16 protein-coding genes are annotated in these 16,827 nt (G+C 59.8%); 8 read left to right on the top strand and 8 right to left on the bottom strand.

Going from position 1 to position 16,827, the window contains the following annotated elements; all coding sequences use genetic code 11:
- The first annotated feature begins 211 nt into the window (after positions 1-211).
- From KBY02_RS19640 to KBY02_RS19610, 7 genes are all read left to right on the top strand, one after another.
- A complete protein-coding gene (locus KBY02_RS19640) occupies positions 212-382 on the top strand; it encodes a hypothetical protein (protein WP_003403653.1) in 171 nt (56 codons plus the stop codon).
- A 44-nt stretch (positions 383-426) separates the two neighbouring features.
- Positions 427-1,362, top strand: coding sequence for a sugar ABC transporter substrate-binding protein (locus tag KBY02_RS19635; protein WP_011268316.1), 936 nt, complete (start codon positions 427-429; stop codon positions 1,360-1,362).
- Positions 1,363-1,431: 69 nt separating this feature from the next.
- Positions 1,432-3,009, top strand: a complete 1,578-nt coding sequence (locus KBY02_RS19630; protein ID WP_011268315.1) for a sugar ABC transporter ATP-binding protein — start codon at positions 1,432-1,434, stop codon at positions 3,007-3,009.
- A 47-nt stretch (positions 3,010-3,056) separates the two neighbouring features.
- Positions 3,057-4,082 (top strand): ABC transporter permease, encoded by a 1,026-nt coding sequence (locus tag KBY02_RS19625; RefSeq protein ID WP_032654918.1) that lies wholly within the window; start codon positions 3,057-3,059, stop codon positions 4,080-4,082.
- Positions 4,083-4,384: 302 nt separating this feature from the next.
- Entirely contained in the window at positions 4,385-4,789 is a 405-nt protein-coding gene (locus KBY02_RS19620; protein ID WP_002554078.1) for a TraR/DksA family transcriptional regulator, read from the top strand.
- 192 nt (positions 4,790-4,981) lie between these two features.
- The gene (locus tag KBY02_RS19615) at positions 4,982-6,586 is read left to right on the top strand and encodes a methyl-accepting chemotaxis protein (RefSeq protein ID WP_263870185.1); all 1,605 of its coding nucleotides are present in this window, start codon (positions 4,982-4,984) and stop codon (positions 6,584-6,586) included.
- Between the two features lie 280 nt (positions 6,587-6,866).
- On the top strand, positions 6,867-8,351 hold the full coding sequence (locus KBY02_RS19610; protein ID WP_054091460.1) for a T6SS phospholipase effector Tle1-like catalytic domain-containing protein: 1,485 nt from the start codon (positions 6,867-6,869) through the stop codon (positions 8,349-8,351).
- Positions 8,352-8,370: 19 nt separating this feature from the next.
- Here KBY02_RS19610 and KBY02_RS19605 read toward each other — a convergent pair whose 3' ends face one another.
- Positions 8,371-8,610: a DUF2789 domain-containing protein gene (locus tag KBY02_RS19605; RefSeq protein ID WP_003397146.1), complete on the bottom strand. Its 240-nt coding sequence runs from the start codon at positions 8,608-8,610 to the stop codon at positions 8,371-8,373.
- Between the two features lie 443 nt (positions 8,611-9,053).
- Here KBY02_RS19605 and KBY02_RS19600 point away from each other — a divergent pair, with 443 nt between their 5' ends.
- Positions 9,054-9,521: a hypothetical protein gene (locus KBY02_RS19600; protein ID WP_225650701.1), complete on the top strand. Its 468-nt coding sequence runs from the start codon at positions 9,054-9,056 to the stop codon at positions 9,519-9,521.
- A gap of 18 nt (positions 9,522-9,539) precedes the next feature.
- On the opposite strand, the gene KBY02_RS19595 is transcribed toward KBY02_RS19600, so the two are convergent.
- From KBY02_RS19595 to KBY02_RS19565, 7 genes are all read right to left on the bottom strand, one after another.
- Entirely contained in the window at positions 9,540-9,920 is a 381-nt protein-coding gene (locus KBY02_RS19595; protein ID WP_011268312.1) for a Na+/H+ antiporter subunit G, read from the bottom strand.
- Complete coding sequence (locus KBY02_RS19590; RefSeq protein ID WP_024650948.1) at positions 9,917-10,195, bottom strand: K+/H+ antiporter subunit F; 279 nt, start codon at positions 10,193-10,195, stop codon at positions 9,917-9,919. Before KBY02_RS19590 ends, KBY02_RS19595 begins: the two co-directional genes overlap by 4 nt.
- Positions 10,192-10,680: a Na+/H+ antiporter subunit E gene (locus tag KBY02_RS19585; RefSeq protein WP_024650949.1), complete on the bottom strand. Its 489-nt coding sequence runs from the start codon at positions 10,678-10,680 to the stop codon at positions 10,192-10,194. Before KBY02_RS19585 ends, KBY02_RS19590 begins: the two co-directional genes overlap by 4 nt.
- The gene (locus KBY02_RS19580; protein WP_003397125.1) at positions 10,677-12,362 is read right to left on the bottom strand and encodes a monovalent cation/H+ antiporter subunit D; all 1,686 of its coding nucleotides are present in this window, start codon (positions 12,360-12,362) and stop codon (positions 10,677-10,679) included. Before KBY02_RS19580 ends, KBY02_RS19585 begins: the two co-directional genes overlap by 4 nt.
- Positions 12,359-12,703: a Na+/H+ antiporter subunit C gene (locus KBY02_RS19575; RefSeq protein WP_002554068.1), complete on the bottom strand. Its 345-nt coding sequence runs from the start codon at positions 12,701-12,703 to the stop codon at positions 12,359-12,361. The genes KBY02_RS19580 and KBY02_RS19575 overlap by 4 nt, the downstream gene beginning before the upstream one ends.
- Entirely contained in the window at positions 12,703-15,621 is a 2,919-nt protein-coding gene (locus KBY02_RS19570) for a monovalent cation/H+ antiporter subunit A (RefSeq protein WP_011268309.1), read from the bottom strand. Before KBY02_RS19570 ends, KBY02_RS19575 begins: the two co-directional genes overlap by 1 nt.
- Positions 15,622-15,815: 194 nt before the next feature.
- Positions 15,816-16,751 (bottom strand): DMT family transporter, encoded by a 936-nt coding sequence (locus tag KBY02_RS19565; RefSeq protein ID WP_024641110.1) that lies wholly within the window; start codon positions 16,749-16,751, stop codon positions 15,816-15,818.
- Positions 16,752-16,827 lie beyond the last annotated feature (76 nt).

Raw genomic sequence — 16,827 nt, 5'->3', positions numbered from 1 at the left:
AGAGCCTGACGCCTGCCGTGCGTCGGGCTTTTTCGCATCTGCGCCTGAACAAAATGAAATGGAATAAAATTCTAAAATCAGTTGAATTGGAAAATATTTTCCAATAGAGTCGTTTTCAGGTTACCGACTATCGAATCACTCGCGTTTTGAAGGTTTTTTCAGATCACGAGAAGCAAGCCAACAAAAACAAAACAAAAGATAGGTACTGTCGATGAAAACCCCTACCTCTGGCGTCACCGCCAAGCGTTCTGCCACCTCGTCATTCTGGATCCGGACCCTGGAACGATTTCTCACCGTCGTCGCCCGGGGCCTGTGCGTGCGCCACAAGGACGCGCAACTGTTCTGCATCCCCGGCGCCACCGGGATCCGCCTGTCACGCTGATTCGCTGCATCCACACAACAACAAGAATTTGGAGACAGATCCTCATGAAGACCAAGATTGCTTTGACCTCATTGGCGATGGCGCTGATGCTGGGCAGCGGTGCAGCGTTGGCCGATATCAAGATCGGTGTGTCCATGTCGCAGTTTGACGACACCTGGCTGACCTACCTGCGTGACGATATGAGTGCCAAGGCCAAGGTCATGTCCACGACCGAGAAAGTGGATCTGCAGTTCGTCGATGCCCGAGCGGACGTCAACAAACAGCTCGATCAGGTCAAGGACCTGATCAACAAGAAAGTCGACGCGCTGATCGTCAATCCGGTCGACACCGCAGCGACTGCGCGGATCACCAAGGAAGCGGTCGCCGCCGGTATCCCGCTGGTCTACGTCAACCGCCGCCCGGACGATCTGAATCTGCCAGCAGGCGTCGCCACCGTGACGTCGGATGACGTGGAAGCCGGTCGACTTCAGGCGCAATACATCGCCGACAAAATGAAAGACAAGGGCGATGTCATGATTCTCCTGGGTGACCTGGCCAACAACTCCACGCAAAACCGCACCAAGGGCGTCAAGGAGGTCTTGGACAAGTACCCGGACATCAAGATAGAAGAGGAGCAGACGGGTACCTACCTGCGCCAGAAGGGCATGGACCTGACCAACGACTGGCTCACTCAAGGGCGCAAATTCAATGCGGTGCTGGCCAACAACGATGAAATGGCCATTGGCGCGGCGATGGCGCTGAAGCAGGCAGGTGTGGAGAAAGGCAGCATTTTGATCGCCGGTGTCGACGGTACCCCGGACGGGCTCAACGCCGTGACCAAAGGTGATCTGGCCGTATCGGTCTATCAGGACGCGAAAGGGCAGGCCGACGGGGCGATCGATGCCGCGGTGAAACTGGCCAGGAAGGAAAAGATCGAGCCCCAGGCGATCATCATTCCCTATCGCCTGATCACCCCTGAAAACGTCGCCACTTTCAAATAACAACGATCGTCAGGCCCGGGAGGGCACGCAAATGCTCTCCCGCAGCCTGCCGCTTGAGGAGTTATGATCATGTTCGGTTCTGCTACTGCCAATCCGCCCGCGCAACGCAATCTGCCGTCCGGCGACGGGGATGGCGGGGCGCCTGATGCCCAGGCCCCGTATCTGCTGGAAATCAGCCATGTCAGCAAGGGCTTTCCTGGCGTGGTTGCGCTCAATGATGTGCAACTGCGTGTTCGCCCTGGCAGCGTGCTGGCGCTGATGGGCGAGAACGGAGCCGGAAAATCGACCCTGATGAAAATCATTGCGGGCATCTATCAGCCGGACGCGGGTGAAATCCGTCTGCGGGGCAAGCCGGTCAGCTTCGATACGCCTCTTTCCGCGTTGCAGGCAGGCATCGCCATGATTCATCAGGAACTGAACCTGATGCCGTTCATGAGCATTGCCGAGAACATCTGGATCGGTCGCGAGCAGCTCAACGGCCTGCACATGGTCGATCACCGCGAGATGCACCGCTGCACTGCCGAGCTGCTGGAGCGCCTGCGCATCAAGCTCGATCCCGAGGAACTGGTCGGCACGCTGAGTATTGCCGAGCGGCAGATGGTGGAGATCGCCAAGGCCGTGTCATACAACTCGGACGTGCTGATCATGGACGAACCGACCTCGGCGATCACCGAAACCGAAGTCGCTCACCTGTTTTCGATCATCAGCGACCTGCGTGCCCAGGGCAAAGGCATCATCTACATCACCCACAAGATGAACGAAGTCTTCGAAATCGCCGACGAGGTGGCGGTGTTCCGCGACGGCGCCTACATCGGTCTGCAGCGCGCCGATAGCATGGACGGCGACAGCCTGATCACCATGATGGTGGGCCGGGAACTGACCCAGCTGTTCCCCGAGCGGGAGAAACCGGCAGGCGATGTGCTGCTGTCCGTCAACCGGCTGAGCCTGAACGGCATTTTCAAGGACGTGAGCTTCGACCTGCGTGCCGGGGAAGTGCTTGGCATTGCCGGGCTGATGGGCTCGGGGCGCACCAATGTGGCCGAGACGCTGTTTGGCATAACCCCCAGCGACAGCGGCGAGGTGCGCTTCGATGGCAAGACGGTGCACATCGGCGATCCACATCAGGCCATCGAACTGGGTTTTGCGCTGCTCACGGAGGATCGCAAATTGACCGGCCTGTTTCCATGCCTGTCGGTGATGGAAAACATGGAGATGGCCGTGCTGGCCAACTATGCCGGTAACGGTTTCGTGCAACAGAAGGCCTTGCGCTCCCAGTGCGAAGACATGTGCAAAAAGCTTCGGGTCAAGACGCCGTCGCTGGAGCAGTGCATCGACACATTATCCGGCGGCAACCAGCAGAAGGCGCTGCTGGCGCGCTGGCTGATGACCAACCCCAAGGTACTGATTCTGGATGAGCCCACACGCGGTATCGACGTGGGTGCCAAGGTAGAAATCTACCGCCTGATCTCCCTGCTGGCCAGTGAAGGCATGGCAGTGATCATGATTTCCTCGGAGCTGCCGGAGGTTCTCGGCATGAGTGACCGGGTCATGGTCATGCACGAAGGCGAAATGATGGGCATCCTTGATCGCAGTGAAGCGACCCAGGAAAAAGTCATGCATCTGGCCTCCGGCCACAAGGTTCATTGAGTTCGCACTACAGGGCTCGGTAGAAGAAGAACAAGAGGATAACGAACATGAGCGACGCGATTCTGCAAAATAAACCGGCCATGACGCCGACCAGAAGCAAACGGCGGCTGCCCACCGAGCTGAGCATCTTTCTGGTGCTGATCGGCATCGGCCTGATCTTTGAACTGTTCGGCTGGATCGTCCGCGATCAAAGCTTCCTGCTCAATTCGCAGCGTCTGGTATTGATGATCCTGCAGGTGTCGATCATCGGCTTGCTGGCCATCGGTGTGACCCAGGTGATCATCACCACCGGCATCGACCTCTCCTCCGGCTCGGTGCTCGCGCTTTCAGCGATGATTGCCGCGAGCCTGGCTCAGACTTCCGACTTCTCCCGGGCGGTGTTCCCGTCGCTGACCGACCTGCCGGTATGGATTCCGGTCGTCGTCGGTCTCGGGGTCGGGCTGCTGGCCGGTGCCATCAACGGCAGCATCATTGCCATAACCGGCATTCCTCCCTTCATTGCCACGCTGGGCATGATGGTCTCTGCGCGCGGTCTGGCACGTTTCTATACCGAAGGCCAGCCGGTCAGCATGCTCTCCGACTCGTACACGGCCATCGGCCAGGGCGCGATGCCCGTGATCATCTTCCTGGTGGTGGCGGTCATCTTTCACATCGCCCTGCGTTACACCAAGTACGGCAAGTACACCTACGCCATTGGCGGTAACATGCAGGCTGCACGTACTTCGGGCATCAACGTCAAGCGCCATCTGGTGGTTGTCTACAGCATCGCCGGGCTGCTGGCCGGGCTGGCGGGGGTGGTCGCCTCGGCGCGGGCGGCAACCGGACAGGCCGGGATGGGCATGTCCTACGAGCTGGACGCCATCGCCGCTGCGGTCATCGGTGGCACCAGCCTTTCCGGTGGGGTGGGGCGGATCACCGGTACAGTGATCGGTGCGCTGATTCTCGGCGTGATGGCCAGCGGCTTCACCTTTGTCGGCGTGGACGCTTATGTGCAGGACATTATCAAAGGCCTGATCATTGTCGTGGCCGTGGTAATCGATCAATATCGCAACAAGCGCAAGACCAAGCGCTGATTCAATCATCTGCATCAGAGGGCCTTTTCAGGCCCTTTTGTGCGTTGGATGTTGCAGGAACCGATTCGTTGTCAATGGGTCAGAGCCTCATCAAGCAACCTGCTGGCCAGGTCTTTCGCCCGCATTTCAAGGGTTTTACGGCAATTGTTGTACAAAAACCCTTCAATTGTGTTGCCGAGCCCGCTAGCCGGCCTTAGACTGCCGCCCCTCGTAAATTGAGTGCCAGGTGGCGCTTGGAGATTATTGGTTTGTACGGCAACGTCAGGCCGCTCCTCAATGCACGTTTTTTTATAGAGAAATAAATGACAAAGGAAAAGTTGCTGGCCATGCCGGCCGATGACTACATGAACGCCGAGCAGCACGCTTTCTTCGTCGAGCTGTTGCAGGGCATGAAGGTCGAGATCCACGAGCGTATCGAGCAGAGCCGCATTGCGATCGAGAGCCTGGACACGCCTGCCGACCCGGCTGACGCTGCTTCGGTCGAAGAAGAGCGTCACTGGCTGGTCAACGTGATCGATCGCGACCAGCGCATGCTGCCACAGTTGGAAATGGCCCTTTCGCGCATTGCCGATGACACCTTCGGCTGGTGCGACGACAGCGGCGAGCCAATCGGCCTCAAGCGCCTGCTGATCAGCCCGACCACCAAATATTGCATCGAGGCGCAAGAGCGCCACGAGCAGATCGACAAGCACCAGCGCCAGGCCTGATACGCAGGCAGCCGCGACTGAGTGACCAGACCGGGAGGCAAGCAATTGCCTCCCGGTTTTGTTGTGCCCGGAATTTGTCGAAAACGCTTTGATCGCCACCGCCTGGTCGCTACGACCAACAGCGCATGGCACAAGGCCGTTATCTGGCGTTTAATAGCGTCATAACGACAATGACAGACGGGGTGACGCAACATGGCCGAGAACCTATCCATGGCAGCCGGATTGCCGCTGGCCGATACGCCCGACGCTACATCCAGGTGGTGGGTGCCGGCGGTGCAAAGCGTTGTCCTGTGTCTGCTGTTCGCCGCCATGAGTGTTGCGGGCCTGTCGCTGTATGTCGTCGTTCCTCTGGCCTTGCTGGTGGTCTGGTTGCCGCGCCTGGTGCGCAGCCGGCCAGCGTTGCCGCAACGCGCGTTGGCTGACAGCGATATCGCCTTGCTGACCCGCGACCTGTCGCGCACCACCAGTCATAACGCGCTGTCCGCGGCCCAGGTGGCTTTTTCGGTCGGGCACCTGGCCGGCAAGGTGCAGTCGCAACTGGGGGCTGCCGAACAGATCGTCAGCAGTGCCGAGCAGATGATCGCCACCGAACAACAGACGGCCCAGTTGAGTCAACAGGCGTTGGTTGCCGCCAGCGAGGCGCGGCAGCGCAGCGAATCGGGCAGCGGCGTGCTGAATGAGTCCATCGAACGCATGCACCGCCTGAGCAAGCGTGCCGTCGGCAGCCGCGAGTTGATCGAGGCGCTGAGCCAGCGCAGCGAAGAGATCCAGCGTGTGACGCTGGTCATTCAGTCGATTGCCAGCCAGACCAACCTGCTGGCGCTCAATGCCGCCATCGAAGCGGCGCGGGCTGGCGAGCACGGACGCGGTTTCGCCGTGGTTGCCGACGAAGTCCGTGGTCTCGCTGGCCGCACTGCCAGCGCCACAGGCGAGGTAGGGCAGATGGTCGCGGATATCCAGCAGCGTACCGCACAGGTCGTGGAGCAGATTCGCGAGCTGTCGTCCGATCTGGATAGGGGGGTCGAGCAGATCGAGCTGACCGGCGAGCACCTGGGCAATATCGCCCGGCTTGCGGTCGAGCTGGAAAGCCAGGTCGGCGAAATCGCGCAGGGCGCGCGGAGTAATCAGGATCAGTTGGCGAGCCTGTTCGACGCTGTCGAGCATATGCGCAGTGACCTTGCCGTCAGCGATGAGCAGACCCGGCAACTGGCCAGGTCCGCAGTGCAGATGGAGGGGCAGGCCGAGACCATCAGCCAGCGTCTGGCGCAGGTTGGTCTGGATGAATACCACCAGCGCATTTATGACCTGGCCCGTGAAGGCGCGCGAATGATCAGCGAAAAGTTCGAGGCCGATATCGAACAGGGGCGGGTCAGCCTTGATGACCTGTTTGATCGTAACTACAAACCCGTCGCCAATACGTCGCCCACTCGGTTTACGACGCGTTTCGACCGTTACACCGATCAGGTATTGCCAGCACTGCGGGAACCGCTACTGTCTCGCCATGAAGGTCTGGTATTTGCCATCGCCTGTACCCAGCAGGGCTATGTGCCGACGCACAACAATGCCTTCAGTCAGCCCTTGACGGGCGACGCGACGGTGGATAACGCGCGCAATCGAAGCAAGCGCAAGTTCGATGATCGCACCGGCATTCGCTGTGGCAGCCACCAACAGCCGGTCCTGCTGCAAACCTACACGCGAGACACCGGCGAACTGATGCACGACCTGTCCGTGCCGATCATGGTCAACGGGCGACACTGGGGTGGTCTGCGCCTTGGGTACAGGCCGCAAGGCCGCTGATGTGTAAGCGATCATTCAGGTCGGTAAGCCCGGCAAGGGAGCTGGCCTTTTAGTTGGTCTTTTTAACGCAAGAACGCATCAAAAAAGTTATCGCTGCGTGTGTGTAGGTTTCTATTCATAAATAATAAATTCATGGCTACAGATGTTGTAGGAGTTGTCTGAAAAGACGCAACATGACTTGACTGCTCACTGTCTTTAAGCAAGCTGTTTAAATCAACGTTATTTACGTTTTGATTTAAGTGCGGCCTTTTCTTGGCTTGCCTCTAAGGACGGAAAAGTTATGAGCGATAAACGGAGTTTTCAACAGTCAGCAGTCCTTTCAGATGTGGTCACGCGGCGCGTGACGGCGCGAGTAGGCATTTTCTTCGACGGTACGGGAAATAATCGCTTCAATAGTCAGATCGGGGCCGACTGCCAGGCATTGATCGAGATCAATGAGGGGCAGCACATTAAAGCGTGTGCGGGTCGTCATGTTCAGCCTGGCAGTAGTTACAATAATGATCCGAGCAATATAGCCAGACTGGTCGATATCTACCGCCTGCAACCTGTTGCCGAAAATGACGGTGACGGCCTGAAGGTGTATTACCCGATCTATGTAAGCGGGGCCGGCACTACTTCCGGTGGACGTGATTCGGTATGGCCGGGGCAGAGTTTCGGTCGCGGGGCAACCGGTGTGATCTCCAAAGTGGAAAACGCATTCAAAAAGCTGGCGTCGGTATTGAAGGCGTTCCCCCGCGACAACCCCGATTGTGTGCTGGACGCGCTGGAACTGGACGTGTTCGGCTTCAGTCGAGGTGCAGCGTCGGCCAGGCATCTGGTCAATGAAATTCTCAAGCAGCGTTCGGGCATGCTCGAGCCGATACTCGAAAGCCGCAAGGTCAGGTTGAGCGACCGTTTCAGCTGGAGCAACGGCAGCGTACGGCTCAAGGTTATCGGTCTGTTCGACACCGTTGCAGCCATAGGCAGCTTCAAGGACATGGGCAATACCCGCGATGCGAGCAACAGGAGGGTCAATCTGTACCTGCCTCCAGGGTGCGCGCAGCAGGTGTTGCATCTGGTGGCCCGCGATGAATCCCGGCGCAACTTTGCGTTGAACAGCGTCCTGCCAGTGTGGCCCCGGGAAATCGTTCTGCCCGGTGCACATTCCGATATCGGTGGTGGTTATCCTCCACAGATGGAAGAAAACGTACTGCTCACGCGCCCTCGCGGCAGTGTGGTCAGCCGTGGCAGCCCGTACGAGGCGGCACCGAGCTGGAAGGAGGCACAGGCTGAATTAAGCCGAATGAATCGCGATCACTGGATCGACCCGCTCGATAGCCAGGCCTGGCTGAGGGTTCAGGCATGCGAGAGCAAGTGTTATCCGTGCAGGAAAAGTTTGAATGGCATGAGTACGGTCGTTGCCGCAGTGGGCATGAGCCGTCAGGTGTTTGGCCACCTGTCGAGGGTGTCGTTACTGATCATGCACACACTGGCGTGTGACGAGGGCGTGCCTTTCGACCCGGTGCCACAAGCACCTGAATTCCAGCTTCCTCCCGAGCTTGAGAACATTTCTACCCGGTTGATTGATTATGCGCGAGGCGGGTCTTACCTGCTGGACAGCCATGAAGAGGCATTACTGCGCTGGCGCTACATCCATCAGTCTGCGCACTGGAATGCAGTCGTCGGCAGAGTGGGTACTTTTGGCGACGCTGTTTTCGTCCACGCACCACAGCCAGGCGGCCGGATATTGCATCCCAATATCGGCCAGCCCGGTTATCCGCAATAGGTATCAACGCCCGAGTGGCTCACTCGGGCTTTTTGTGAAGGCGCACGTTGAGTTCGTCGACCACCATCGCCCATTCGGCATCTTCGTGCAGCTGTTCCTTGAGAAAGTCAGACTGACGCGGCGTCCAGAACTCTGCGTCGATCAGTTTGACGTCGTCGGGCAGAGGATGGCTGGCGATAAACTTTTCGATGCTCTCATCATCGGAGTCAAGCCCCAACTGTTCGAACAGGTCTTTGATGGTAGTTGTAGTCTGTTCCATGTCATCTCCTCGCCGGGGGGTATCCCCGTATTCATCAGTTCTTATGGGAGTGGCGGGCACAGGCAAGAGTTCGATGCATTTGGCTGTGCAGGAAAAGATGGCTTTTTCTACAGTGGATATAAATGCTATGTTTCCGCTATCGCAGGATGCACCCAACGCAGGCTGGAACCCGTCCAGCCTTTGCGCCGTGCCCGGGGTGGCCGCTATTTTCAGGGCCCCAGCGCTTGCGCGACACTGCTGTGTACAAAAGGTATATATCCCGTAGCAGCCATGAGCCGGTAGAATCCGCCACCCGCCTGCACAAGGTGTGCGGCGGCGCTGTCTGCGTTTCTGCGTGCAGCATGCCGGACAATCTCCGGCCACATGAAGCGGTCTATGGATGAATCACTTTCTCGACTGCCCTGACATCAGGCAGCCTCATTTCATGTTTGAGGGTTTGTACTTTGGCTGTAAGTAATCTGGATACCCACGCCTTGTTCGTGCTCGGCGACCTCCGCGCACAATTGGTCAAGCAGTTCCAATCCCGTTTTGTCTACATCACCGAGCAATCAGCCGAAGGCATTTATATCGCTGAAATCGACACCGAAAGCGCCTTGGTCGTCGACGACAAACCTCGCCTTGAGCTAAAGGTGGGCGACCATTTTCGCGCGTCTGTCCTGCCCAGCCGCGAGGGCGGCAAGCTTGAATTGAAATTTCGTGAAATCAAGACCACCGTGTACGGGCTGGGTGAATATGCCTTCGTCGATATTCCCGAGGGCCACGGTATCGTGTTCAAGGAAGGTCAGACCGTCTTCATGGTCTTCGCTGCGAAAGAGCAACTGCAGATCGGCATGAGCAAGCTTCTCAAAGGCGCCGTCGGCAAGACCGCCAAATGGCGCAAGGGCGAGCTGACGTTCAAGGCCAGCGAGTAACACTGGCCAGGCATCGACTCAGCCGCCTGCTGATTCTCCATTGCCGTTACCACTGCTGACTTCCGCGGGCACATCGTCACCGGCCATGCGCTTGCGGAACAGCGCTGTGCGCGCCAGCAACAGGGTGGTCACCGGTACCGTGATCGCCAGCAATACCGGGATCAGCCAGGCGTGGATCACCGGTTCCGACTTCAGCGCCGAGAAGTAGATGATCGACGCCAGCGCAACGCACCAGGCACCCAGCGTCGACGCCAGGGCGGGCGGGTGCATGCGCTGGAAAAAGTCCTTGAGGCGCAGCAGCCCGAGCGCGCCGGTCAAGGCGAACAGGCTGCTGGCGATCAGCAGCCCGGCGGTCAGTATTTCCACCCAGAAGGGCACTGTATTCGGCAGTCCGGTCATTCGATCACTTCTCCGCGCAGCAGGAACTTGGCCAGAGCGAACGAGCCGACAAAGCCGAACAAGGCAATCAGCATGGCTGCTTCGAAATACGTGTCGCTGGCATAGCGAATGCCAAGCACCAGCATCATCAGCATGGCAATGATGTACAGGTAATCCAGCGCCAGTACCCGGTCCTGGGCCGAAGGCCCCTTGAGCAGGCGCACCAGGGTGATCACCATCGCCAGGGCGAAGATCAGCAGGCTGATCAGGATGGCGTTGTCGAGCAGTGCACTCATTGAAAGATCTCCATCAACGGTCGCTCATAAGTGGTTTTGAAGTGCTCGATGAAGTGCGCTTCGTCCTCCAGATCGAAGACATGCATCAGCAGCACGCTGCGATCCAGTGCCAGCTCCGACCACACCGTTCCCGGCACTACCGTGGTGACCATCGCCAGCGCGGCGAGGCCGTGGGCGTCGTGCAGGTCCAGTGGAATGCGCACGAAAGCCGAGCGTGGCGGACGGCTTTCGAGCCGCCAGACGCTCAGGCCGACCTGCACGTTGGAGACCACCACGTCGCGTCCCACCCGCCACAGAAACTTCAGGATCGTGCCGGGTTTGCGAATACGTACCGGCAGCGGGCGCAAGGGGGCCATCAATATTGGGGCGAGAAACCCCAGCACCGCGCCCAGCAGCAGGTGACCGGGGCTGATCGACAGATTCAATACCAACCACAACAGCCAGAGTGCCAACGAGAGCAGTGGGGCGGGAAACAGGCGCTTCATGGCTGCTCCTCCGGATCTGCTTGCTGGCTGGTGGGGCCGGGTATCGGGCGTGTGGCGAGCACTGACTGCACATACTGTTTGGGCTCATGCAGCGCTGCGGCGGTGTCCTGGGTGTAGCGCAACAAGGGCTCGGCCTTGAAGGTCAGCGCGATGCACAGACCCAGAAGAATGATGATCGGCAGGCATTCGTTGCGACGCAGCATCGGCGAAGGGCGCTCGTGTGGCGTCCAGAAACGTTGCGTGCCGAGCCTTGAAAAAGCGATCAGCGACGCCAGCCCGGAAAAGATCAGCAGGCCGATCAGCATCCATGCCTGAGTGGAAAGCGCCTCATCCTTCGCGACGTCCAGGCCCAGCGGGTTCATCAGCGCGCTGATCAAGGTGAGCTTGCCGATGAACCCCGAGAGCGGCGGCATGCCGATGATCAGCAAGGCGCAGGCAATGAAACTCAGACCCAGAAAAGCCATGGTCATGGGAATGACCTGACCGACCACGACCTTCTGTTCGTCGTCCAGGTTGGCGCCGGGCGGCGGATGCAGAGATTCCAGGGTACGAGGCAATTGATCCACGTCGTATTCCAGAGGGATCTCGTTGGCCGAGCGGGAGCGTTCGATCAGTTCGCCCAGCAGGAACATGGCGCTCAATGCCAGCGTCGAGCTGACCATATAGAACAGCGCGCCCGAGGTCAGGCTCGGCTGGGCGAAGCCGACGGCGGACAGCAGAATGCCCGCTGACACCAGTATGCTCAGGCTGGCGAGGCGTTCCAGGCGCTGGGCGGCGATGATGGCGATGGCCGCGGTGAAAATCGTCGCCATGCCGCCGTAGATCAGCCAGTCGCCGCCGAAGAATGCCGAGGCACCGGCCTGACCGGAAAACAGCAGGGTCCACAGGCGCAGCAGGGTATAGACACCCACTTTGGTCATGATCGCAAACATTGCCGCCACCGGCGCGCTGGCTGCCGAGTAGGCGGGAACCAGCCAGAAGTTCAGCGGCCACATGCCGGCCTTGGCCAGGAACGCCGTGGCCAGAATCGCAGCCCCCGCGTGCAGCAGGCCAAGATCGGACTCCGCCACCTGCGGGATCTTGATGGCCAGATCGGCAAAGTTCAGCGTGCCGGTCACCCCGTAAATCAACGCAGCACCGATCAGAAACAACGACGAAGCCAGCAGGTTGATCGAAATGTAATGCAGCCCCGTCGACACCCTTGCCCGGCCAGAGCCATGCAACATCAAGCCGTAGGACGCTGCGAGCAGTACTTCGAAGAACACGAACAGGTTGAACAGGTCAGCGGTCAGGAACGCACCGTACAGCCCCATGAGCTGGATCTGGAACAGCGCGTGGAAGCTGGCACCGGCCCTGTCCCAGCGAGCCAGCGCGAACAGCAGGGCGCAGACACCGACGATCCCGGTCAGCACCAGCATCATCGCCGACAGGTGGTCCACCACCAGCACGATGCCGAACGGCACGCCCCAGTTGCCCGGCAGGTAGACACCGATCGAGCCGCTGCTGCCGCTGTGTTGTACCCAGAGAAACAGCACCACGGAAATGCCCAGCCCGAGGATGCTGGAAAACAGATTGATACGGCCCTTGAGCGGCCGGTGCTTTTCACCCAGCCAGAGCATCAGCCCGGCGGTCAGCAGGGGCAGCAGGATGGGCGCGATGATCAGTTGGTTCATCCAGCTCATGCCTTGGGCTCCCGGCCATCTACGTGGTCGGTGCCGGTCAGGCCTCTGGAGGCGAGCAAGACCACCAGAAACAGCGCGGTCATGGCGAAGCTGATGACAATCGCGGTCAGCACCAGCGCCTGTGGCAACGGGTCAGTGTAATTGAGCAGGTCCTGAGGAATGCCGTCCTTGATGATCGGCTCTCTGCCGATGAACAGGCTGCCCATGCTGAAAATGAACAGGTTGACCCCGTACGACAGCAGGCACAGACCCATGACCACCTGAAAGGTACGTGGCCGCAGGATCAGCCAGACGCCCGAGGCGGCCAGCACGCCGATGGCGATTGCAATGACTTCTTCCATCAGAGGATTCCTTGCGGGTTGGCGACAGGCTTGGGCAACTGCGTCGGCCGATGGCTGCGCACCGACTGGTGCGCCAGTGCGGTAAGAATCAACAGCGTCGAGCCGACCACCACGGCGTACACGCCGACATCGAAGAACAGCGCGCTGGCGATGTGAATGTCACCCAGGATCGGCAAATCGACATGGGCGGTGTGGGTGGTCATGAACGGATAACCCAGCAGCATCGAGCCCGCGCCGGTCAGCACCGCGCATAACAGGCCTGTGCCCATCCAGCGTAGCGGGCGCAGGCTCATTTGCGCCTCGACCCACTGGGTGCCTGCCACCATGTATTGCAGGATGAACGCCACCGACATCACCAACCCGGCGACAAACCCGCCGCCGGGCTGGTTGTGGCCGCGGACGAACAGGTACATCGAGATGATGAAGGCAATCGGCAGCAGCAATCGAACCAGCGCTGCCGGAACCATCATGAAGCCGAGCGCGGTATCGCTGGCGCTGCGCGGGTTGACCAGATCCGTCACCACATCACGGGCCAGCAGGCGCTGCTGGGCGGGCAGCAGAATGCTTTCCTTCGGTGGGCGGAAGCGTCGCAACAGGGCGAACACTGTCATGGCGACCGCCGCCAGCACGGTGATTTCGCCAAACGTATCGAAGCCGCGGAAATCCACCAGCATCACGTTGACCACGTTGGTGCCGCCGCCCTGGGGCAGCGCGCGACTCAGGTAGAAGGACGAGATGGCGTTGGGCGTCTGGCGGGTCAGCATGGCGTAGGAGAGTATCGCCATGCCCAGCCCCACGAGCACTGCCAGGCCGAAGTCGCGTATGCGCCGGGTACGGGCACGCAGGCGTGCGCTGAGCGGGGCGACGTCTTCATTGCGTCGTGGCAGCCAGCGCAGACCGAGCAGGATCAGCACGGTGGTCACCACCTCCACGACCAGTTGCGTCAGCGCCAGATCAGGGGCCGAGAACCAGACGAAGGTGATGCAGGTCATCAGCCCGCAGACGCTGACCATGACCAGTGCCGCCAAACGGTGATATTTACCTTGCCAGGCCGCACCTATGGCGCAGGCAATCGCGATCAGCCACAGCGTGACAAACACCCCGGAACCTGGAATCTTCGGCCGGTCGCCCCAGGTCAGGCCGCTGAAATACATCGGAATGAAACCGCCCAGTACCGCCGCGAGCACCAGCAGAAACAGTTGTGGCTGCAGGCGGCGAGTGCTGACCTTGCGTTCGAAACGGCGTGCCCAGTGCATCATCACCACCTGACTGCGCTCGAAAAAGCGCTTGCCATTGAGGCGTCCCACCAGCGGCGGGGCGGTAATGCGCTCGTGCTTGAGCGGCTTGCGCAGCAACAGGTACAGAATGATACCGCCCGCCATCGCCACCAGGCTCATGACCATCGGCAGGTTCCAGCCGTGCCAGATCGCCAGGCTGTACTCGGGCAGTGTGCCACCGACAACGGGGCGCGCAGCGGCGGCGAGCAGGGGAGCGACCGATTGCGCCGGGAAAATCCCCACCACCAGACACGTCAGCACCAGCAGTTCGACCGGCGCACGCATCCAGCGCGGCGGTTCGTGGGGCAAGTGGGGCAGATCCTTGGCCGCCGGACCGAAAAACACATCGACGGTGAAGCGCAGCGAATAGGCAACGCTGAAGATCCCGGCGATGGTCGCAATCACCGGCAAGGCAATCTCGACCCAGGCAGTGGCGGAAATGAACACGGTTTCGGCAAAGAACATTTCCTTGGACAGAAAGCCGTTGAGCAGCGGCACGCCGGCCATCGAGGCGCTGGCGACCATCGCCAGCGTCGCGGTGTAGGGCAGCAGCCTTATCAGGCCACTGAGACGGCGGATATCGCGGGTCCCGCTCTCGTGGTCGATGATGCCGGCGGCCATGAACAGCGACGCCTTGAAGGTCGCGTGGTTGAGAATATGGAACACCGCGGCCACCGCAGCCAGCGGGCTGTTGAGGCCGAGCAGCAGGGTGATCAGGCCCAGGTGGCTGATGGTCGAGTAGGCGAGCAGCCCCTTGAGATCGTTCTGGAAGATGGCCGCGTAGGCGCCGAGAATCAGCGTGCAGGCACCCGCGCCACTGACGATCCAGAACCATTGCTCGGTGCCGGACAGCGCCGGCCACATGCGCGCCATGAGAAAGACCCCGGCCTTGACCATGGTCGCCGAGTGCAGATACGCCGACACCGGCGTGGGCGCGGCCATCGCGTGCGGCAGCCAGAAATGGAACGGGAACTGGGCGCTTTTGGTCAGTGCGCCGATCAGAATAAGGGTCAGTAACACCGGGTACAGGGCGTGCGCACGAATCGCGTCGCCGGAGGCCAGAACACGGTCAAGATCATAACTGCCGGCCACATGGCCGAGGATCATCATGCCTGCCAGCAGCGCCAGACCGCCCGCGCCGGTAACCATCAGCGCCATGTAAGCGCCGCGTCGGGCATCGGCCCGATGGTGCCAATAGCCGATCAGCAGGAACGAGAAAAGACTGGTCAGCTCCCAGAAAAACACGATCTGAATCAGATTGCCGGACATCACCAGACCGAGCATGGCGCCCATGAAGGCCAGGAAAAACGCAAAGAAGCGCGGCACCGGGTCGTCCGGCGACATGTAATAGCGGGCATACAGCGAAACCAGCGCACCGATGCCCAGTACCAGCATCGAGAACAGCCAGGCGAAGCCATCGATACGCAGAACGAAGTTCATGCCCAGGCTTGGCAGCCAGAAATACTCTTCACGAATCACGCCGCCGTCGGCGATCTGCGGGAACCACAAGGCCATCTGCACAGCGCCGATGAGAGCGATCAGACCGGCCAGAAATGATTCCGCGTTACGCGCGTTGTGCGGCAAAAAGGCCGCCAGACAGCTGCCGATGAAAGGCAGAAGCAGTAGAACTATCAGGGACATAGGCTTCTAATCTGCAGGGGAATGTCAAGCATCATACGTGCCAGACACTCCGATACCAAAGGGACGGTTTCCGAAATTTCCTACAAAAAGTGTCTGTTTTTTTAATTCAGTAAATAATTGCTTCTAATGCAGCGAAAGGTCGTTGACGCAGTTCCGAGGAAACAAGGTGTTTCATGGCTGGCAATACCCGCTGTTCATTCAGCTTTGCGCGCGCCTTGTTGTCCTTCCTCTTCGTCGACAGTGTTGTGTTCATCAGGCGCAGAACGCCGTTTCATTTCGCTGACGATCACCCCGGCCACGATCAATGCCGCACCCAGCAGGGCGATGCCCGGCAAACGCTCGCCGGCGAGTCTTCCGACAATGCCGGCCCAGACCGGTTCACCGGCATAAATCACCGTGGCGCGGGTCGGCGAAACACTTTTCTGTGCCCAGTTCATGGCGATCTGGATCGCCGCACTCATGGTCCCAAGCCCCACAGCGCTGAGCACCAGCAACCAGGAAAACTCCGGCAAGTGTTCCTGGGTGGGCACGATCATCAGAAATGCCAGCGCCGATGCGGTGGCCAGTTGCACCACGGTGACTCGACGCACATCGACCTCACCGGCATAGGCACTGATCATGATGATCTCGGCGGCGATGGCCACCGTGCTGATCAGTGTCACGATCTCGCCGGAACTGAGTTGCAGAGACGCTCCCTGCGGCCCGGCTACCAGCATCAGCCCGGTGAAAGCGAGGATGATGCCCAGTGTCGGCATCAACCCTGGTCGCCGGCCCAATACCAGCCATTGCAACAACGGCACGCAGGGCACGTAGAGTGCCGTGATGAACGCCGACTGACTACTGGGGATGGTCTGCAGTCCGATCGTCTGCAGGCCGTAGCCGAGCATGATCGCGGTGCCGATGAAGACACCGGCCTTGAGTTCGAGAAAGGTAAGACCGCGCAGCACCTGCATTGAAAACAGCGCTACGATAAGCGCTGCGGCGGCAAAGCGCAGACCGACGAAGAACATCGGCCCGCTGACAGTCATCGCATGCTGGACCAGCAGAAAGGTGCCTCCCCAGAGCATGGTGATCAGAATCAGTACGGCTTCTGCCTTGCTGATGCGGGGTATGCGGCTGATAGACTTCATGTCAGCTCCGGATTCCTGTTAATTGCCATGTGCGCGATGAGAGGCTGAACACCCTGACAGTGTCCCTGGGCTGGGC

Origin of the sequence: Pseudomonas sp. P129 (genome assembly GCF_020312195.1) — a bacterium.
GTDB classification, from domain to species: Bacteria; Pseudomonadota; Gammaproteobacteria; order Pseudomonadales; family Pseudomonadaceae; genus Aquipseudomonas; species Aquipseudomonas fragariae.
This window is presented reverse-complemented; position numbering and strand designations above follow the sequence as displayed.